This window comes from Delftia sp. WSY_7, assembly GCF_043104845.1.
Taxonomy (GTDB): Bacteria; Pseudomonadota; Gammaproteobacteria; order Burkholderiales; family Burkholderiaceae_C; genus Comamonas; species Comamonas tsuruhatensis.
In genome coordinates this window covers 273,332-291,793 of record NZ_JBICLB010000040.1, presented here as the reverse complement: position 1 = coordinate 291,793, position 18,462 = coordinate 273,332, and the positions used below count along the sequence as shown (strand labels likewise).

Here is an 18,462-nt window from a genome sequence, read left to right as displayed (position 1 = left end):
CTGCTGACCGCTGAAGGTCGGATGCGACGGGTGCCTCCGGGCGCCCGTCGCCATTTCAACCCCTGATTCCTATCCTTGATGACCCGATCCGATCTCGTCGAAGAACTCGCAGCACGCTTTGGCCAACTGAGCCAGCGCGACGCCGAGCAGGCCGTCAAGACGATTCTTGACGCCGTCAGCGATGCCCTGGTGCGCGGCCATCGCATCGAAATCCGCGGCTTTGGAAGTTTCTCGGTCAACCACCGCCCGCCCCGCATGGGCCGCAATCCCCGCAGTGGCGAGGCCGTCCACATTCCGTCCAAGCGCGTGCCGCACTTCAAGCCCGGCAAGGCCCTGCGCGAAGCCGTGGACCTGCGCCCCGGCGCGGCGCCCGACACGGGTGCCGCCAGCTCCGCAGGCACCGGCCCTGCCGCCTGAAAGCCGGCTTGCCGGCTGCTCGCACTGCAGCCGTCGTCACCGCCAGGCTCTAGAATCGTTCCCGTCACACAAGGGAACACATGAAGTACTTCCTGTGGCTGCTCAAGGCGGCCATTTTTTTTACGCTGTTCGCCTTCGCACTGAACAATCAGCAGGACGCGACGGTGCACTTCTTCTTCGGCACCTCCTGGACTGCGCCGCTGGTACTGGTGGTGCTGGCCGCCTTTGCACTGGGCCTGATCGTGGGCGTGCTGGGCATGGTGCCGCGCTGGCTCAAGCACCGCAATGCCGCGCGCTCGACCCAGGCCCCCGCGCCTGCAGCCGAAGGAGCGGCGCCAGCCACGGCGCCCAAGGCGCCCCCCTCCCCCATCCTGCCGGGCGACGTGCATGGAATTTGATCTGAGCTGGATACTGCTGGGCCTGCCCGTGGCCTTCGTGCTGGGCTGGCTGGCCTCGCGCTGGGACCTGCGGCAGATCCGCGCCGAAAACCGCCAGGCACCCAAGGCCTACTTCAAGGGATTGAACTTCCTGCTCAACGAGCAGCAGGACAAGGCCATCGACGCCTTCATCGAAGCCGTGCAGAACGACCCCGACACCTCGGAGCTGCACTTCGCCCTGGGCAATCTCTTTCGCCGCCGCGGCGAATACAACCGCGCCGTGCGCGTGCATGAGCACCTGCTGTCGCGCGGCGACCTCAGCCGCGTGGACCGCGACCGCGCCCAGCACGCGCTGGCCCAGGACTTTCTGAAGGCAGGCCTGCTCGATCGCGCCGAGGACGCGCTGCGCCGCCTGGAAGGCACGGCCTTCGAGGCCGAGGCCCGCCTGGCCCTGCTGGCCATTTACGAGCGCTCGCGCGACTGGACACAGGCCGCCGCCATTGCTCGCCGCATGCAGGATGCCAACCAGGGGGACTTCAGTGGCCGGCTGGCGCACTACCTGTGCGAAGACGCCCAGTCCTTGCTCACGCAGGGCCAGCAGGCCGAGGCGCTGCAGCGGCTGCAGCAAGCCATCACCACAGCACCCCAGGCTGCGCGACCGCGCCTGGAGCATGCCCAGCTGCAGCATCGCATGGGGCAATCGGCCCAGGCCTTGCAAACGCTGGAGAGCCTGGCCGAGCAGTCCCCCGCCGCGCTGCCGCTGGCAGCCCAGTTGCTGGTGGACATCGCCGCCGCCACAGGCCAACGCCAGCATGTCCACCAGCTGCTCAGCCAGCAATACACCCAGGCACCTTCGCTGGACCTGCTGCAGGCGTTGGTTGCGCTGGACGCTCAAATTGAAGAACAGCGCACCGATGGTGAAACCAAGGCACCGGGACGCGCCCGCCTGGTCCAGCATCTGGACCGGGAACCTTCCCTGGTGGCTGCTGCGCAGTGGCTGGCTGGCGAGAAACTGTCCGAGGAGCAATACCACCCAGCCGTGCAACGCGCGCTGGACCACGCCGCCAAACCGCTGACCCGCTATCGCTGCGCGGCCTGCGGCTTCGAGGCGCGCCAGCATTTCTGGCACTGCCCCGGCTGCCAGAGCTGGGACAGCTACCCGGCCCGGCGCGTCGAGGAGCTGTGATGGGCCGGGGTGGCGAAAGGCGGCCATATCCCCGGCACCGCGTCACCCCCATTGGCAAACACGGCATGGCCAGTGTATTTTCAGAGTATTCCTAGAAACCGCCCTGGAGGGCGCGTGGCCATTGGCTTTGGGCGCGTGCGGCCGTGCCTGCGCCGGCCTCCTGGAGCCCGCGACTGCCTGGCGGCACGCCAGAGGCCTGCATAAGATGCTTCTGGGTCGCAATGTTGCGGCCCTCAACATTGAGGGATCAGGAGGTTTGTATGTTCAGAAAATTGATGGCTGGCTTCATTGCGCTGCTGTGGTCCGTGATGGCTTTGGCCGCTGTGGAAGCCAACAAGGCGAATGAAGCCGAACTGACATCCATCAAGGGCATAGGCCCGGCCATGTCGGCACGCATTCTCGAGGAACGCAAATCCGCCCCCTTCAAGGACTGGCCCGACTTCATCGCACGGGTCAAGGGTGTGGCCGAACCGACAGCCACCAAGTTTTCGGGCGAAGGCCTGACTGTCAACGGCAGCAGCTACAAAGGCCACAGCGCCAAGCCTGATGCCAAGGACACTGCGGCCAAGGGGGGCAAGGACACGGCGGCCCAGGGCACCAAGCCGACCAAGGAGCAGGCGGCAAAGCCGGCCACTCCAGCCAAGGCCGGCTCGGCCTCCTGAAGACGCGAACTGTCTCTATCCAACCCGCTTCGGCGGGTTTTTCATGCGTACGACCCTCGGGGTATGCGCGGCCATAGCCTGAAACATGCTCAGGTTTTCATAGCGAAGCAAAAAACCTTGCCCGTAAAATGGACCGCCCATGCCCCTGATCACCCTCATACTCCTACCCTTCATCGGCAGCCTGATTGCCGCAATGCTGCCCGCCAATGCGCGCAATACGGAGTCGACTCTGGCCGGCGTGATCGCATTGGGCTGTGCCATACAGACCGCATTGCTGTTTCCACAGATCGCCGATGGGGAAGTGCTGCGCCAGGAGATCGAGTGGCTGCCGGCACTGGGACTGAACCTGGTGATCCGCATGGACGGCTTTGCCTGGATGTTCTGCATGCTGGTGCTGGGCATAGGTTCGCTGGTCGTGCTGTATGCGCGCTACTACATGTCGCCGGCCGATCCGGTGCCGCGCTTTTTCTCGTTCTTTCTGGCCTTCATGGGCGCGATGGCTGGCGTGGTGCTGTCGGGCAACATCATCCAGATTGCCTTCTTCTGGGAGCTGACCAGCCTCTTCTCCTTTCTTCTGATCGGATACTGGCACCATCGCAAGGATGCACGCCGCGGCGCGCGCATGGCGCTGACGGTGACGGGCACAGGCGGCCTGGCCATGCTGGCCGGCATGCTGGTGCTGGGCCACATCGTGGGCAGCTATGACCTGGACAACGTGCTCATCGCCGGCCAGCAGGTGCGTGACCACCAGCTGTACCTGATCGCCCTGGTGCTGATCCTGCTGGGCGCGCTGACCAAGAGTGCGCAGTTCCCCTTCCACTTCTGGCTGCCGCACGCCATGGCCGCGCCCACGCCGGTGTCGGCCTATCTGCATTCCGCCACCATGGTCAAGGCCGGCGTGTTCCTGCTGGCGCGCATGTGGCCCGTGCTGGGTGACACCGATGCCTGGTTCTGGCTGGTGGGCGGAGCGGGCGCGGCAACCCTGCTCATCGGCGGCTATCTGGCCATGTTCCAGCACGATCTCAAGGGATTGCTGGCCTATTCGACGATTTCCCACCTGGGCCTGATCACGCTGCTGCTGGGCCTGAACAGCAAGCTGGCCGCCGTGGCTGCGGTGTTCCACATCATGAACCACGCGACCTTCAAGGCCTCGCTGTTCATGGCCGCGGGCATCGTCGACCATGAAAGCGGCACGCGTGACATCCGCCGGCTTTCGGGCCTGCGGCACATGATGCCCATCACGGCCACGCTGGCCTGCGTGGCCAGCGCGGCCATGGCGGGCGTACCGCTGCTCAACGGCTTCCTGTCCAAGGAGATGTTCTTCGCCGAGACCGTCTACCTGGATGCCGCTCCCTGGGTGCGCACGGCCTTGCCGGTGGCAGCCACGGTGGCGGGCATGTTCAGCGTGGCCTATTCGCTGCGCTTCACCATCGACGTCTTCTTCGGCCCCAAGGCCACCGACCTGCCGCATGACCCGCACGAGCCTCCGCACTGGATGCGCGTGCCCGTCGAGCTGCTGGTGCTGGCCTGCCTGGTGGTGGGCATGCTGCCGGCGTGGGCGGTGGGCAGCTTTCTCGCAGCGGCCGCCACGCCCGTGGTCGGCGGCGACCTGCCCGAGTACAGCCTGGCCATCTGGCACGGCTGGAACATGCCCTTGATCATGAGCCTTGTGGCGTTGATTGGCGGCATCCTGCTGTACATGCTGCTGCGCTGGCAGCGCCAGGCCGGCCATATGGATACCGCGCCGCTGGTGGGCACGCTCAGCGGCCAGCGTGTTTTCGAGAACCTGCTGGCCCGCCTGTCCCTGCTGGGCCGCTGGTCGCGCCGGCGCCTGTCCACCATGCGCCTGCAGTGGCAGATGCTGTGGCTGGTCTGCACCGCCGTGCTGGCGGGCGTTCTGCCGCTGTGGCTGCAAGGCATCAAGCTTGGAGACCGGAGCATGCTGCCGCTGTCGCCCGCCTTCGTGATGCTGTGGGCCGTGGGCATTCTCTGCGCCCTGGGTACGGCCTGGAAGGCCAAGTACCACCGGCTGACGGCGCTGATCATGCTGGGCGGCGCCGGCCTGTGCACCTGCCTGACCTTCCTGTGGTTCTCGGCGCCTGACCTGGCGCTGACCCAGCTGGTCGTCGAGGTCGCCACCACGGTGCTGATGCTGCTGGGCCTGCGCTGGATGCCCAAGCGCGACAAAAGCCTGCACATTCCCGTGCTGTCCGCCGAGCTGCGCGCCCGCTCGCGCCGCATGCGTGACCTGCTGCTGTCGCTGGTTGCAGGTGGCGGCATGGCCTGGCTGGCCTTCGCCATGATGAGCCGCCCCTTCTATGACGGGGCCTCCACCTTCTTCCTGGAACATGCGCTCAGCGATGGCGGCGGCACCAATGTGGTCAACGTCATGCTGGTGGACTTCCGGGGCTTCGACACCTTCGGCGAGATCGTGGTGCTGGGCATCGTGGCCCTGGTCGTCTATGCGCTGCTCAGGCGCTTTCGCCCGGCCCGCGAGACGCTGGACCTGCCCGAGCAGCAGCGCTACATGCCTGGCGATCTGCAGACCGATCTGTTCAATCCGCGCAACGCAGGCGATACGGCCGTGGGCTACCTGATGGTGCCCGCCGTGCTGGTACGGCTGCTGCTGCCGTTTGCCGCCCTGGTTTCCGTCTACATCTTCATGCGCGGCCACAACGAGCCCGGCGGCGGCTTCGTGGCCGGCCTGGTGTTCTCGGTCGCCTTGCTGATGCAGTACATCATCTCCGGCACGCAGTGGGTCGAGGCCCACCTGCCGATCTTCCCGCGCCGATGGATCGGTGTCGGCCTGCTGTTCGCACTGGGTACCGGCATGGGCTCCATCGTGGCCGGCTATCCCTTTCTCACCAGCCACACCTTCCATATGACCCTGCCAGTCGTCGGCGACGTGCATCTCGCCAGCGCCCTGTTCTTCGACATCGGTGTGTTCTCGCTGGTGGTCGGCGCGACCATGCTCATTCTGACGGCCATCGCCCACCAATCGGTGCGCAGCCACCGCTACCACGCCCGTCTGCTGGAGGAGCAGCAGCAACAGGCCGAAGAGGCCGAAGCCGCCGTGCAGCAGGCCACCGCTGCAGCGCTTGCACGAGGAGGTTTCTGATGGAAGTCGTGCTTGCCATTGCCATCGGCGTACTGACGGGCTCGGGCGTGTGGCTGCTGCTGCGCCCACGCACCTACCAGGTCATCATGGGCCTGGCCCTGCTGTCTTACGCAGTCAACCTGTTCATCTTCAGCATGGGCCGCCAGGGCCTGGCCATCGACAAGGAGCCCGTGCTGCGCGCCGGCGTGCCGCAGGATCTTGCGCACTATGCGGATCCCATGCCGCAGGCGCTGGTGCTCACGGCCATCGTGATCGGCTTTGCCATGACGGCACTGTTCCTGGTGGTGCTGCTGGCCTCGCGCGGCACCACGGGCACCGACCATGTGGACGGAGCCCATTCCCGCACCGAGCAGGAGATGCCATGAACGAGCTGACCGCCCGTCTCATGCCGCACCTGATGCTGGCGCCCATCGTGCTGCCCATGCTTTCGGCAGCGCTGATGCTGTTGCTGCGCGAAGAGCGCCAGCGCCTCAAATTCGCTCTTGGACTGGTATCCACCCTGATGGGGCTGGGCGTGGCCGTGATGCTGATGCTGTGGACCGACCAGGCCGGCGCGCCCGTCAACCTGGGCGTCTACATGCCGGGCAACTGGCCCATGCCCTTCGGCATCTCGCTGGCACTGGACCGCCTGACCGGCATGATGCTGGTGCTGACCTATACGGTGGCCCTGGCCTCGCTGGTCTTCTCCAGCGCCCGCTGGCACCGCGCGGGGATGCACTTTCACTCGCTGTTCCAGTTTCAGCTGATGGGCCTGAGCGGCGCCTTCCTCACGGCGGACCTGTTCAACCTGTTCGTGTTCTTCGAGATCATGCTCGCGGCCTCCTATGGACTGGTCCTGCATGGTTCCGGGCGGACGCGCATCCAGGCGGGCCTGCACTACATCGCCATCAATCTTGCAGCCTCGTCGCTGTTCCTGATCGGCGTGTCCATGCTCTACGGCCTGACCGGCACGCTGAACATGGCCGACCTGGCACGTGCCATCCCCCAGGTCAGCAGCGACGACCGCGGGCTGCTGCATTCGGCCGCTGCCATCCTGGGCATTGCCTTCCTGACCAAGGCAGCCATGTGGCCGCTGAACTTCTGGCTGGTGCCGGCCTACAGCGCAGCCACCGCTCCCGTGGGCGCCGTGTTCGCGCTCATGACCAAGGTGGGCGTCTACGTGGTGCTGCGGCTGTGGACGCTGCTGTTCAGCTCCGAGGCCGGCGCCTCCGCCCTGTTCGGCAGCACCTGGCTGATCGTCGGCGGCATGCTGACCATGGCCTTCGGCGGCCTGGGCATGCTGGGCTCGCAGCGCCTGACGCATATCGCAGGCTTTGCGGCCGTTCTCTCTTCGGGCACCTTGCTGGCCGCCACGGGCTTTGGCCAGAACGCCTTGACGGCGGGGCTGCTGTACTACCTGCCCAGCTCCACCCTGGCCGTGAGCGCCCTGTTTCTGATCGCCGACGTGGTGGACCGCTGGCGCGTGGATGACGATGCGGGCGAGCCCTATGAGGATGACGAGGCTCCCTTCCTCAACGCCGAACTGCTACCCACGGAGGGCTTCAACCTCGACGAATCCGAAGAGGTGCTGATCGGCCGCGCGATTCCCGCAGCGGCCGCCTTCATCGGCCTGAGCTTCATGCTGGCCACCCTGGTGGTCACCGGCCTGCCCCCGCTTTCGGGCTTTGTGGGCAAGTTCGCCATGCTGTCTGCCCTGCTCAACCCGCTGGGCCTGGGCAACTCCAGCGGCTTCCAGGCCGGCTGGGCCGGCTGGGTGCTGGTGGCGCTGATGATCGCCACGGGACTGCTCGCCCTGCTGTCGCTGGTGCGCGCCGGCATACGCCATTTCTGGGCGACCGAGGAGCAGAACTCGCCCTCGTTGCGTGTGGCCGAAGGCCTGCCCATCGCCGTGCTGCTGGCCTGCTGCGTGGCGCTCACCGTGCAGGGTGGCCAGCTGATGGGCTACACGCAGAGTGCGGCCGATGCGCTGCTGGCGCCCGATGTCTATGTGCGCTCCGTCATGGGCACGCAGCCGGAGCCGAGCCCGGCAGAAAAGAAGGCGCGGCTGGAAGCCGGCCCCGAAGGCGCCGCGCGCGCCGCTGCCCAGGCCAGCGGCGCCCCCATGCCCGCAGGCATAGGCGATGCAGGCCCAACGGCCGGCAAGGAGGATTCCCGATGATGAAAACCCTGCTGCCCGCGCCGCTGCTGTCGGTGGCGCTGTTCCTGCTGTGGCTGCTGCTCAACCGCTCGTTCAGCAGCGGCCAGATCCTGCTGGGCGCCCTGCTGGGCCTGTTGCTGCCGCTGCTGCTGCGCGGCCTGCGCCCCTTGCCCGTGCGCGTGCGCCATCCGCTGACCATCGTGCGCCTGGGGCTGCGCGTGGTCTGGGACACCTCGGTGTCCAACTTCAACGTCGTGCGGTTCATGCTGTTTCCGGGCATGCGCAAGCACCCGGCCAACTTCGTGCGCATCCCGCTGGAACTGCGCGACCCCAACGGCCTGGCCGTGCTCGCCATGATCGTGTGCATCACGCCCGGCACGGCCTGGGCCGAGATCTCGCGCGACCGCTCCCAGCTCATGCTGCATGTGCTGGAGGTCGATGATCCCGAAGAGATCGTCCAGCACGTCAAGCGCTCCTACGAGCGCCCCCTGATGGAGATTTTCGAATGATGCCCTGGTTCCACTGGACTTTGATGTTCGCGCTGGGCCTGCTGGTCGCCGCCATGGGCTGCGCCGTGCTGCGCCTGCTCAAGGGCCCGCACGCCCAGGATCGCGTGCTGGCGCTGGACTGCATGTACCTCAACGGCATGCTGGCCATGCTGCTGATGGGCATCATCTATGACAGCACCAGCTATTTCGAGGCCGCCCTGCTGGTTGCGCTGTTCGGCTGCGTGGGCTCCACGGCCATGGCCAAATTCCTGCTGCGCGGCGAGGTGATCGAATGATGCCGGAAACCACCACGCTGCCGCTGTGGTGCCAGATCCTGGTGGCTGCGCTGGCGCTGGGCGGCGCCATCATCGCCTTTCTGGGCTCCATGGGCCTGTGGCGCCTGGACAGCTATTTCGAGCGCGTGCATGCGCCTTCCATCATCGCCACCATGGGCTGCTGGCTGATCATGCATGCCACCTGGATCTACTTTTCCGTCAGCGGCCAGAGCCTGGCCGTGCATGCGCTGCTGATTGCGGTGTTCATCTCGGTGACCGTTCCCATCACGACCATCTTCCTGATGCGTGCAGCCCTGTTCCGCGCACGCCGTGCGGGCCAGGACGTGCCGCCGCCGCTGAGCAGCGTCGTGCGCAACGAGCCGGCCGAACACCCGGACGTCTGAAGCGCAATCGGGCCTGAAAATACCCGCCGATGCGGCAGGCAGCGGCAGGCAAAAGCCCTACTGCCAACTGTCCAGCATACGAATTCGCCCACGGCTGCGTCAATGCGCCAAAGCACCCGGTGCGCGAGCCCCGCGGCTATGAGTTTGTGAGCGTATAGTGCAGTCATCATCTGCGCTGGCAACGTATTTGATGGAACGGCCACAGGCGTGGCCGCCCTGGTTTTTCCTGTGTACGAGGGTTCATGCAAATCTCTTCCCCCCTGACCGATACCGATCTGGCCAACGGCTGGTCGGCCCTTCACAACCAGGCACACAACGGCATGGCATTGCAGCAGAACTCCAATCGCCTGGCCTTCGCGGACCCGGAATTCATGTTCCGCCGCGAAACCCGCGGCATCCGCATGCAGCTGGAGCTGCTCAAGCCGGACCTGGCCCAGATCGAGCGCGGCATCGAGCACACCGTCGTGGTCTATGGCAGTGCCCGCTTCGTGGACCTGGAGCAGGCCGAGCAGCAATTGGCCGACGCACAGGCCAGCGGCGATCCCCAGCGCGTTGCCTTGGCCGAGCGCGCCGTGCGCAATGCGCACCGCTATGAACAGGCCCGCGCCTTCACGCGCATCGTGGCCGCCGACAGCCTGAACCAGCCGCCCGAGGAGCGCCTCTACATCTGCACCGGCGGCGGTCCCGGCATCATGGAGGCGGCCAACCGGGGCGCCCATGACGTGGGTGCGCCCAGCATCGGCCTGAACATCGAGCTGCCGCACGAGCAAAACGGCAACCGCTTCATCTCGCCGGACCTGAGCTTCAAGTTCCACTACTTCGCCTTGCGCAAGATGCATTTCATGATGCGCGCCAAGGCCCTGGTGGCCTTCCCCGGCGGCTTCGGCACGCTGGACGAGCTGTTCGAGGTGCTGACCCTGATGCAGACCGGCAAGACGCATTCGGTGCCCGTGATCCTTTTTGGCACCGAGTTCTGGAAGCGCCTGCTCAACATCGACCTGATGATCGAGGAAGGCACGATCTCGCCCAAGGACCTGCAGCTGTTCCGCTATACCGATGATCCGGTCGAGGCCTGGGCGCTGATCAAGCAGTTCCACGCTGGCGGCTGGTAAGCCGCAGCGGCCGGCAGGCCGCCACCGCGTCGCAAGGCGATCTGCGCACCAAGGCGCAGGTCGCTTTTTTTCATTCCGGCTTGCGCGGCGTCAGCCCCATGAACCAGGCCGTGCGGATGCCCGAGGCCACGGCCGCACCCACCACCCAGAACAGCGCAGACACGCCGATCAATGCCCCCGCCGAGCCGAACAGCACGGGCATGGCCACGCTGGAGGCATTGATGGCCATGAGCCGCAGGCCCAGTGCCTCGCCATGGCGGTGCTCGGGCGTGATCTGGTGCAGCATGCTCATGACCATGGGCTGCACAGATCCCAGTGAAAAACCCAGCATCACTGAACACATGCCCATGGTCAGCGCCGAGTCCATGAAGGGGTACAGCGCAAAGACGAAGGCGGTGATGGCCATGGCACCGGAGATCACGGCGCCTTCGCGCAGGCGCTCGGCCACCAGCGGCATGGCCAGGCGGATGGCAGCGGCCGCCACGGCAAAAATGCCCAGCAGCGTGCCGATGACCGAGGCGCTCAGGCCCTTCTCATGGCCCAGCAGCGGCAGCACGAAGGTGTGCACATCCCAGCATGCGGACTGCAGCCAGTTGACCAGCAGCAGGTTGCGGAAGTTGCGGTCGCGCAGCAGGTCCCAGGCATGCTGCCTGGGGCCGCCGATGGGCGCGCGCACGGGCGGCAATTCCTGCGTGTGGCGCACCCAGCTCCAGGCCAGCACGGGCACCAGGGCCAGCAGGCCGAAGGCGACGCGGTAGCCCATGGTGCTGCCCTTGCCGCCAAAATTCGCGTGATCGATCAGCAGCCCGGTGCTGAAGGGCCCGATGAAGTTGGAGATGGCCGGGCCTATGGCCAGCCAGCTGAACACCTTCTTGAGCGCCACGGCATCGTGGGTGACACGGCCCGCATGGCGCTGCACGGCGATCACCACGGCGCCGCTGGCTCCGCCCGTCAACAACGCCGCAAGGCATAGCACCGGATACAGCGGCAATGCCAGCGCCAGCGCGCAGCCCCCGCTGGCCGCCAGCATGGACAGGAAAAACGGCTTGCGAAAACCATGCTTGTCCGCGAAGCGCCCGGCCGGCAGCGCCAGGAACACCTGGGTCAGCGCGAACAGCGCCAGCAAGATGCCCACGGCCGCTGCGCTATAGCCCTGCTGCAGGGCCAGCAAGGGCGCTGCCAGCCGCATGCCGGCCATGGTGGCATGCACGCTGACCTGCGCCATGATGACCTTGAACAGGGCCAGGTTCATCTCAATCCTGATCCGATCCCGGCTCCATTCCTGCCGCAGCATCCTTGTCATCCGGCAGGCCGGGCCGCGCTGCACTAGAGGTCGGCGCGGGCAGCTCCTGCACGTCGCGCAGCTGGCGCTGGATGGCGCGCGTGCGCACGCCCACCTGCTCGAAGCGCTTGGCCGCCGCGTCTATGGACTTGCGCGTGGCATCCACCACCTCGCCGAACTTGGCAAACTCGGTCTTGACCTGGCCGAGCACCGCCCAGACCTCGGACGAGCGCTTTTCGATGGCCAGCGTCTTGAAGCCCATCTGCAGGCTGCTGAGCATGGCGGCCAGGTTGGCCGGGCCGGTGACCATCACGCGGCAGCCGTTCTGCACGGCCTCGACCAGGCCGGGGCGGCGCATGACCTCGGCAAACAGGCCTTCGGTGGGCAGGTAGAGCACGGCAAAGTCCGTGGTGTGCGGCGGGCTCACGTACTTGCCGTGGATCTTGCGCGCCTCGAACTTGATCGATGCCTCGAAGGCATTGCCTGCCGCGGCAATGGCCGCCTTGTCCGCCGCATCCTGGGCGTCGAGCAGGCGCTGGTACTGCTCCACCGGGTACTTGGCGTCGATGGGCAGCCAGACCGGCGTCTCGTCGCTGCGTCCGGGCAGGCGGATGGCGAACTCCACCATGTCGTCGCTGCCGGGCACGGTCTTGACGTTGCGCGCGTACTGCTCGGGCGTGAGCACGTTCTCGATGATGGCGCCCAGCTGCAGTTCGCCCCAGGTGCCGCGCGTCTTCACATTGGTCATCACGCGCTTGAGATCGCCCACGCTGCCGGCCAGCGTCTGCATCTCGCCCAGGCCCTTGTGCACCTGCTCCAGCCGGTCGCTGACCAGCTTGAACGATTCGCCCAGGCGCTGCTCCAGCGTGGCATGCAGCTTCTCGTCCACCGTGCGCCGCATCTCTTCCAGGCGCGCCGCGTTGTCCGACTGGATGGTGGCCAGCCGCTCGTTGAGCGTGCCGCGCAGCTGCTCGGCATGGACCTGGCTGGATTGCGCCAGCCCGCCCAGCTGCTGCTGGATGTCGTTCTTGAGGGAGTCCAGCGTGCTGCGCGTGGTCTGCGCCAGCGCCTCGAAGCGCTCCTGCACATGGGCGTTGAAGCGCTGCGTGCTTTCGCCCTGGGCCTCGCGGGCCTGGGCGCTGTCGGCGGCCAGCCGCACGGTGAGCCGGCCCAGTTCCATGCGAAAGGCTGCCAGCGCCTCGCCCTGCTCGCGCCGCGCCGCCTGGGCATCGAGCTGGGCCTGGGCCAGATGGGCCTGCAGCTGCTGCGAGACGCGGTCCAGCCCGCCATCGCTCTTGGCCACGGCCATCTGCGTGGCCTGGGCACCGCGCTCGAGCTGCTGCAGCCGTACGTCCAGCATCTGCAGCGCCTGCAGCACCTGCTGGGGCGCCACCCCGTCCTCGCGCTGCGCCGAGCGCCTCCACAGCAGCCAGATCACGGCCACCTGCCCCAACAGCAGCACGGCCCAGGCCGCCCACCACACTCCGGATATCTGGGTCAAGATTTTGCTTGCGCTCCATGCAGCGGGAAGCGGCCACGGCCAGCCTTCCCGCGATTGTCACAACACGGTGTTCAGGCCTTGGCGCGCGCGCCGGCGGCCGCCGCTTCGGGCTGGTTCACGGGCGTGCGCGGGCCCTTGCCGGACAGGAAGTCGATCAGGTTGTCGGCCGCCAGCTCGGCCATGGCGCTGCGCGTGCCCATGGTGGCGCTGGCGATGTGCGGGGTCAGCACCACGTTGGGCACGGTCAGCAGGTCGGGATGGACCGAGGGCTCGCCCTCGAACACGTCCAGGCCTGCTGCAGCAATGGTCCTGTCGCGCAGTGCCCTGGCCAGCGCCGCGTCATCGACGATGCCGCCGCGCGCGATGTTGATCAGCGTGGCCGTGGGCTTCATCCGGGCGATCTCGGCCGCGCCTATGGTGTGGTGGTTTTCCTTGGTGTAGGGCAGCACCAGCACCACATGGTCGGCCATGGCCAGCAGTTCATCCTTGCCCACGTAGCCAGCCTTGCATTCGGCTTCCAGCTCGGGCGACAGGCGCGAGCGGTTGTGATAGACCACCTTCATGCCGAAGCCATGCGCCCCGCGTTTGGCGATGCCCTGGCCGATGCGGCCCATGCCGATGATGCCCAGCGTGCTGCCGTGCACTTCCGAGCCGGCAAACAGGTCGTAGCGCCAGGAGTTCCACTTTCCTGCGCGCAGGTAGTGCTCGCTTTCGGTCACGCGGCGGGCCGTGGCCATCAGCAGGGCAAAGCCGAAATCGGCCGTGGTCTCGGTCAGCACGTCGGGGGCATTCGTGCCCTGCACACCTGCAGCCGTCATCGCAGGCACGTCGAAGTTGTTGTAGCCCACGGCCATGTTGGCCACCACCTTCAGGCGCGGGCAGGCGGCCAGCAGCGCCGCATCGATGGTCTGCGAGCCCGTGGTCAGCACGCCATCCTTGTCCTGCAGATGCCGGGCCAGTTCCTGCGGGCTCCAGACCACGTCATCCTGGTTGGACTCGACCTCGAAGTGCTGCTCCAGCTTGCGCACCACTTCGGGCGGGATGGCACGGGCGATCAGGATGCGGGGTTTGCTTGCCATGTCTGTCTCTTTCCTTGTCTTGGCGTTAGGCGGTTCTTCAGCGGAACCAGATGAAGCTCATCAATACGAACAGCGGCACCAGAATGCACAGCGACCAGGCCATGTAGCCGAAGAAGCTGGGCATCTTCACGCCGCGCTCCTCGGCAATGGCCTTGACCATCAGGTTGGGCGCATTGCCGATATAGGTGTTGGCGCCCATGAACACCGCGCCCGCCGAGATGGCGGCCAGCGTCGAGGCCATGGCCGTCATCATCTGAGCGGCGTCTCCGCCCGCCGTATTGAAGAACACCAGGTAGGTCGGCGCGTTGTCCAGGAACGAGGACAGCAGGCCCGTGGCCCAGAAATACATCAGCGGATCAGGCGTGCCGTCGGCACGCGTCACGGCCCCCACGATGGCGCCGAAGGGTCCGGCCGTTCCCGCCTTGAGCATGGCGATCACGGGAATGATGGTCAGGAAGATGCCCGCGAACAGCTTGGCCACTTCCTGCATCGGCCCCCAGCCGAATTCATTGGCCTGGTGCACGCTGCGCGGCGTGAGCCTGAGGGACAGCACAGTCACTGCGACGAGGCCCGCATCGCGCACCAGACCCGGCAGGCCCACATGCGTGCCGGCCAGCACCAGGCCGGCATCGGTACGCCACAGGCCGCTCATCAGCACCAGTGCCACCACGGCCAGCAGCAGCACGAAGTTCACGCCGCCATCAAAGCCCAGGCGGCTGGCGCGGCCCAAGGCATCGACGCTGGGCGTGGGATCGGGCAGATCCGCTTCGCCGGCCTTGCGCAGCAGCCAGGCATCGATTGCGTAGAACAGCGCCAGCAGCGCGCCCACCAGGAACAGCGTCTCGGTGAAGATGTGGCGTACCGTCCAGAAGAAATCCACCCCCTTGAGAAAGCCCAGGAACAGCGGTGGATCGCCCAGCGGCGTCAGCGAGCCGCCGGCATTGGAGACGATGAAGATGAAGAACACCACCACATGCACCTGGTGCCTGCGGTTGTCGTTGGCGCGCAGCAGCGGCCGGATCAGCAGCATCGAGGCGCCCGTGGTCCCCATGAAGCTGGCCAGCACGGCGCCGATCGCCAGAATGGCCGTGTTCAGCCCCGGCGATCCCTTGAGATTGCCGCGCACATAGATGCCGCCCGACACCGTGTACAGCGCCGTCAGCAGAATCACGAACGGCAGGTATTCGGCCAGCAGGGCATGCACCAGGTTGGCCATGGCCGCGCCCACGCCGAACACCGCCGCGAAGGGCAGCAGAAAGACCAGCGCCCAGGCGGCCGTCACCTTGCCGAAATGCCGGTGCCAGAAATGGGGCGCCGCCAGCGGCACCAGGGCGATGGACAACAGCATGCCCGCAAACGGCACGCCCCAAAGTACCGAAAGCTGGCCGCCGTCGATATCGGCGGCCAGGGCCCAGGATGGCGCGCAGGTGGCCAGCAGCGCCAGCAATCCGCGCAATGCCTTCATGGTCCCGTCTCCTCTTTGTTCTCTATTCACTGTCCCCTCCTGGCGGCAGGTGGTGCCGCAATCAAGCCTGCGCCGCAGGCGGCGCAATCTCGAACACCTGACGCAGGTAGGCCAGGTACTTCTCGTCATCGCACATGCTCTTGCCCGGCGTGTCCGAGAGCTTGGCCACGGGCTGGCCGTTGCAGCGGGTCATCTTGATGACGATCTGCAGCGGCACATGGTCGGGCGCGTCGCCCAGGTCGTTGGTCAGGTTGGTGCCTATGCCGAAGGCCAGCTGGCAGCGGCCATGGAAGCGCTGGAACAGCTCGATGGTGCGCGGCACCGTCAGGCCGTCGCTGAAGATCAGCGTCTTGGTCAGCGGATCGATGCGGTTGGCACGGTAGTGGGCCAGCAGCCGCTCGCCCCAATCGAACGGGTCGCCGCTGTCGTGGCGCGCACCGTCGAAGAGCTTGCAGAAGTACAGGTCGAAATCGCGCAGGAAGGCCGACATGCCGTAGACGTCCGACAGCGCAATGCCCAGGTCGCCCCGGTATTCGCGCGCCCAGGATTCGAAGCCGAAGATCTGGCTGTCGCGCAGGCGCGGGCCCAGGGACTGGCAGGCCTGCAGGTATTCATGCGCCAGCGTGCCCAGGGGCCGCACGCCCAGCTTCATGGCGTACAGCACATTGCTGGTGCCGGCGAACTGGCCTTCGGTCTCCGCGGATGCGCCGGGCCGGCCCAGGCGTGCGCACAGCACGCGCAGCACCTCTTCATGCCAGGCCCGCGAAAAGCGGCGGCGCGTGCCGTAGTCGGCAATCTTGAGCTGCTCCAGGCCGGGCTGCTGCAGCAGCGCAATCTTGGCGTCGAGACGGCGCCGGCCTTCCGGAAAATCGGGCACCGGCTGGGTGTTGCGGAAGTACACCTCGTTGACGATGGCCAGCACGGGAATCTCGAACAGGATGGTGTGCAGCCAGGGCCCACGGATGGTGATGTCGATCTCGCCATTGGGCAGCGCCTGCACCGTGATGCATTTCTCGTTGAGGTGGAACAGGCCCAGGAAATCGACGAAGTCGCTCTTGATGAAGCGCAGCGAGCTCAGATAGGCCAGCTCCGCGTCCTGGAAACGCAGGCTGCACAGCGAGCGGATCTCGGAGCGGATCTCGTTCACATAGGGTGCGAGCTGCACGCCGGGGTTGCGGCACTTGAAGCGGTACTCGACCTGTGCTCCGGGAAACTGGTGCAGCACCACCTGCATCATCGTGAATTTGTACAGGTCGGTATCGAGCAGGCTGGTGATGATCATGGACAGAGCCGGGCGGTAAGCGCCCCAGCGGTCAGATGGCAGACAGCTTTCGAGTGTAGGCCATACACACGCTGCCGCGCTGCGAGCGGGCGCCTTGCATGCGCCCCGAACGCCATCAACCGCGCAGCAGCGGCTCCAGCACCTGTCGCAGCGCCTGCGGAATCTGGGCAGGCCGGCGCGTATGCCGGTCCACATAGACATGCACGAAATGCCCGGCTGCCGCCGTCAATGGCTCGCCCTGCGCGAACAGCCCCACCTCGTAGCGCACGCTGGAGCCACCGATGCGGGCCACCCGGATACCGGCCTCCACCTCCTGCGGGAAGGCCAGCGACGCAAAGTAATTGCATTGCGTCTCTATGACCAGGCCTATCGTCTCGCCCGCGTGGATATCCAGCGCGCCCTGCTCGATCAGATGGGCATTCACCGCCGTATCGAACCAGCTGTAATAGACGACGTTGTTGACGTGCCCGTAGACATCGTTGTCCGACCAGCGCGTGCTGATGCGTCGGAATGCCGCATAGGCCGAACGGGGCTGCGGCGCGGGGCGGCTCGGGGGCGATTCATTCATGGCGGCCATTGTGCCGCCGGCCGAATGCGCCCTGTCCCCAGCCACTGTCGCCATCACGACGCGCACTGCTGCCAATCACTCGCCAAGCGAGTAAGCATGCAAACCGAAAAATGTCGTCAAACCGACATAAAACCAATTCAAAATCAAAGACTTACAAAAAACCCACAGCTTTGCCGATTTTTTTGCTGCACCGCAGCATCAGGTACTTGATTCCTTTTTTGCAATCCCTACAATAAGACCCATGCTGCACTGCAACATGACACTCAGTCAGGTCAGCGCAGGCAATTCCCCGTAACCCGAGACCCCTGTGGTCCGTTTTTCTGGAGACTGACATGAGCTTGACCCCTGACCAAATCCTGAGCGCACAAAAGGCCAACCTGGAGACCCTGTTCGGCCTGACGAGCAAGGCCTTCGAAGGCGTTGAAAAGCTGGTGGAACTGAATGTGACCGCCTCGCGCGCCGCACTGAACGAAGCCGCCCAGCACACCCAGGCCGTCCTGAGCGTGAAGGATGCGCAGGAGCTGCTGTCGCTGCAGGCCAACCTGTTCCAGCCCCTGGCTGAAAAGACCGCTGCCTACAGCCGCCACCTGTACGACATCGCCAGCGGCACCGGTGCCGAGCTGGCCAAGGCCTTCGAAAGCCAGGCGTCCGATCTGCAGAAGAACTTCAGCGCCCTGGTGGACACCACCGCCAAGAACGCACCCGCAGGTTCCGAAACCGCCGTGGCCGTGATGAAGAGCGCCGTGTCGGCTGCCAACAATGCCTTCGAGTCGGTGCAAAAGGCCGTCAAGCAGGCTTCGGACCTGGCGGAAGCCAACTTCACGGCCGTGACCAACACCGCCAGCGAAGCCGTCCAGTCGGCCCAGACCCGCAAGCGTTGATCACGCCGTCTTACAACAGGACTGCGTGCAAGAATTAGTGATTACCCTCATAATTGCATGCATCCCGGGTCGCAAGACCTGACCAGTTGTCTCCTTGGATCCTCTCGAAACCCCCGTTTCTGGATCCTTTCAAAACCCAGTCCTTGGACTGGGTTTTTTTTCGTGCGATTTTTCGCGCGCCATGGCTCGCGGCCCACCAGGGACCACCGCGCACAAGCCCTTAGACGG

18 protein-coding genes are annotated in these 18,462 nt (G+C 65.9%); 12 read left to right on the top strand and 6 right to left on the bottom strand.

Translation table 11 applies throughout. From position 1 onward, the window contains the following. The first annotated feature begins 78 nt into the window (after nucleotides 1-78). The 11 genes from ACF8ME_RS23150 to ACF8ME_RS23100 all read left to right on the top strand — a co-directional run bounded on the left by ACF8ME_RS23150 (nucleotide 79) and on the right by ACF8ME_RS23100 (nucleotide 10,176). A complete protein-coding gene (locus tag ACF8ME_RS23150) occupies nucleotides 79-417 on the top strand; it encodes an integration host factor subunit beta (protein WP_392418335.1) in 339 nt (112 codons plus the stop codon). Nucleotides 418-497: 80 nt separating this feature from the next. Beyond that, a complete protein-coding gene (locus tag ACF8ME_RS23145; RefSeq protein ID WP_209672293.1) occupies nucleotides 498-815 on the top strand; it encodes a lipopolysaccharide assembly LapA domain-containing protein in 318 nt (105 codons plus the stop codon). Continuing rightward, nucleotides 805-1,980: a lipopolysaccharide assembly protein LapB gene (gene lapB, locus ACF8ME_RS23140; protein ID WP_392418333.1), complete on the top strand. Its 1,176-nt coding sequence runs from the start codon at nucleotides 805-807 to the stop codon at nucleotides 1,978-1,980. The genes ACF8ME_RS23145 and lapB overlap by 11 nt, the downstream gene beginning before the upstream one ends. Before the next feature lie 260 nt (nucleotides 1,981-2,240). Further along, entirely contained in the window at nucleotides 2,241-2,642 is a 402-nt protein-coding gene (locus ACF8ME_RS23135) for a helix-hairpin-helix domain-containing protein (protein ID WP_034363686.1), read from the top strand. A gap of 139 nt (nucleotides 2,643-2,781) precedes the next feature. After that, the gene (locus ACF8ME_RS23130; protein WP_016450500.1) at nucleotides 2,782-5,760 is read left to right on the top strand and encodes a monovalent cation/H+ antiporter subunit A; all 2,979 of its coding nucleotides are present in this window, start codon (nucleotides 2,782-2,784) and stop codon (nucleotides 5,758-5,760) included. Next, the gene (locus ACF8ME_RS23125; RefSeq protein ID WP_016450499.1) at nucleotides 5,760-6,125 is read left to right on the top strand and encodes a Na+/H+ antiporter subunit C; all 366 of its coding nucleotides are present in this window, start codon (nucleotides 5,760-5,762) and stop codon (nucleotides 6,123-6,125) included. The genes ACF8ME_RS23130 and ACF8ME_RS23125 overlap by 1 nt, the downstream gene beginning before the upstream one ends. Beyond that, on the top strand, nucleotides 6,122-7,918 hold the full coding sequence (locus tag ACF8ME_RS23120) for a monovalent cation/H+ antiporter subunit D (RefSeq protein ID WP_392418331.1): 1,797 nt from the start codon (nucleotides 6,122-6,124) through the stop codon (nucleotides 7,916-7,918). The genes ACF8ME_RS23125 and ACF8ME_RS23120 overlap by 4 nt, the downstream gene beginning before the upstream one ends. Beyond that, complete coding sequence (locus ACF8ME_RS23115; protein WP_016450497.1) at nucleotides 7,915-8,406, top strand: Na+/H+ antiporter subunit E; 492 nt, start codon at nucleotides 7,915-7,917, stop codon at nucleotides 8,404-8,406. The genes ACF8ME_RS23120 and ACF8ME_RS23115 overlap by 4 nt, the downstream gene beginning before the upstream one ends. Beyond that, nucleotides 8,403-8,681: a K+/H+ antiporter subunit F gene (locus ACF8ME_RS23110; RefSeq protein WP_012206532.1), complete on the top strand. Its 279-nt coding sequence runs from the start codon at nucleotides 8,403-8,405 to the stop codon at nucleotides 8,679-8,681. The genes ACF8ME_RS23115 and ACF8ME_RS23110 overlap by 4 nt, the downstream gene beginning before the upstream one ends. Next, nucleotides 8,678-9,064: a monovalent cation/H(+) antiporter subunit G gene (locus ACF8ME_RS23105; RefSeq protein WP_017404730.1), complete on the top strand. Its 387-nt coding sequence runs from the start codon at nucleotides 8,678-8,680 to the stop codon at nucleotides 9,062-9,064. The genes ACF8ME_RS23110 and ACF8ME_RS23105 overlap by 4 nt, the downstream gene beginning before the upstream one ends. A 242-nt stretch (nucleotides 9,065-9,306) precedes the next feature. Then, nucleotides 9,307-10,176, top strand: coding sequence for an LOG family protein (locus ACF8ME_RS23100; protein ID WP_016450495.1), 870 nt, complete (start codon nucleotides 9,307-9,309; stop codon nucleotides 10,174-10,176). Nucleotides 10,177-10,246: 70 nt separating this feature from the next. On the opposite strand, the gene ACF8ME_RS23095 is transcribed toward ACF8ME_RS23100, so the two are convergent. The 6 genes from ACF8ME_RS23095 to ACF8ME_RS23070 form a co-directional block, all read right to left on the bottom strand. Next, the gene (locus ACF8ME_RS23095; RefSeq protein WP_392418330.1) at nucleotides 10,247-11,428 is read right to left on the bottom strand and encodes an MFS transporter; all 1,182 of its coding nucleotides are present in this window, start codon (nucleotides 11,426-11,428) and stop codon (nucleotides 10,247-10,249) included. 1 nt (nucleotide 11,429) lies between these two features. Beyond that, complete coding sequence (gene rmuC / locus ACF8ME_RS23090) at nucleotides 11,430-12,920, bottom strand: DNA recombination protein RmuC (RefSeq protein WP_313281229.1); 1,491 nt, start codon at nucleotides 12,918-12,920, stop codon at nucleotides 11,430-11,432. Between the two features lie 110 nt (nucleotides 12,921-13,030). Continuing rightward, complete coding sequence (locus ACF8ME_RS23085; RefSeq protein ID WP_016450492.1) at nucleotides 13,031-14,038, bottom strand: D-glycerate dehydrogenase; 1,008 nt, start codon at nucleotides 14,036-14,038, stop codon at nucleotides 13,031-13,033. A gap of 37 nt (nucleotides 14,039-14,075) precedes the next feature. Next, entirely contained in the window at nucleotides 14,076-15,503 is a 1,428-nt protein-coding gene (locus ACF8ME_RS23080) for a sodium:proton antiporter (RefSeq protein WP_026062206.1), read from the bottom strand. A gap of 61 nt (nucleotides 15,504-15,564) precedes the next feature. After that, a complete protein-coding gene (gene pncB, locus ACF8ME_RS23075) occupies nucleotides 15,565-16,785 on the bottom strand; it encodes a nicotinate phosphoribosyltransferase (protein WP_392418328.1) in 1,221 nt (406 codons plus the stop codon). A 115-nt stretch (nucleotides 16,786-16,900) separates the two neighbouring features. Further along, a complete protein-coding gene (locus tag ACF8ME_RS23070; protein ID WP_392418327.1) occupies nucleotides 16,901-17,362 on the bottom strand; it encodes an acyl-CoA thioesterase in 462 nt (153 codons plus the stop codon). Nucleotides 17,363-17,685: 323 nt separating this feature from the next. On the opposite strand from ACF8ME_RS23070, the gene ACF8ME_RS23065 reads away from it, so the two are divergent. Then, nucleotides 17,686-18,234: a phasin family protein gene (locus ACF8ME_RS23065; protein WP_016450488.1), complete on the top strand. Its 549-nt coding sequence runs from the start codon at nucleotides 17,686-17,688 to the stop codon at nucleotides 18,232-18,234. The last annotated feature ends 228 nt before the right edge of the window (nucleotides 18,235-18,462 follow it).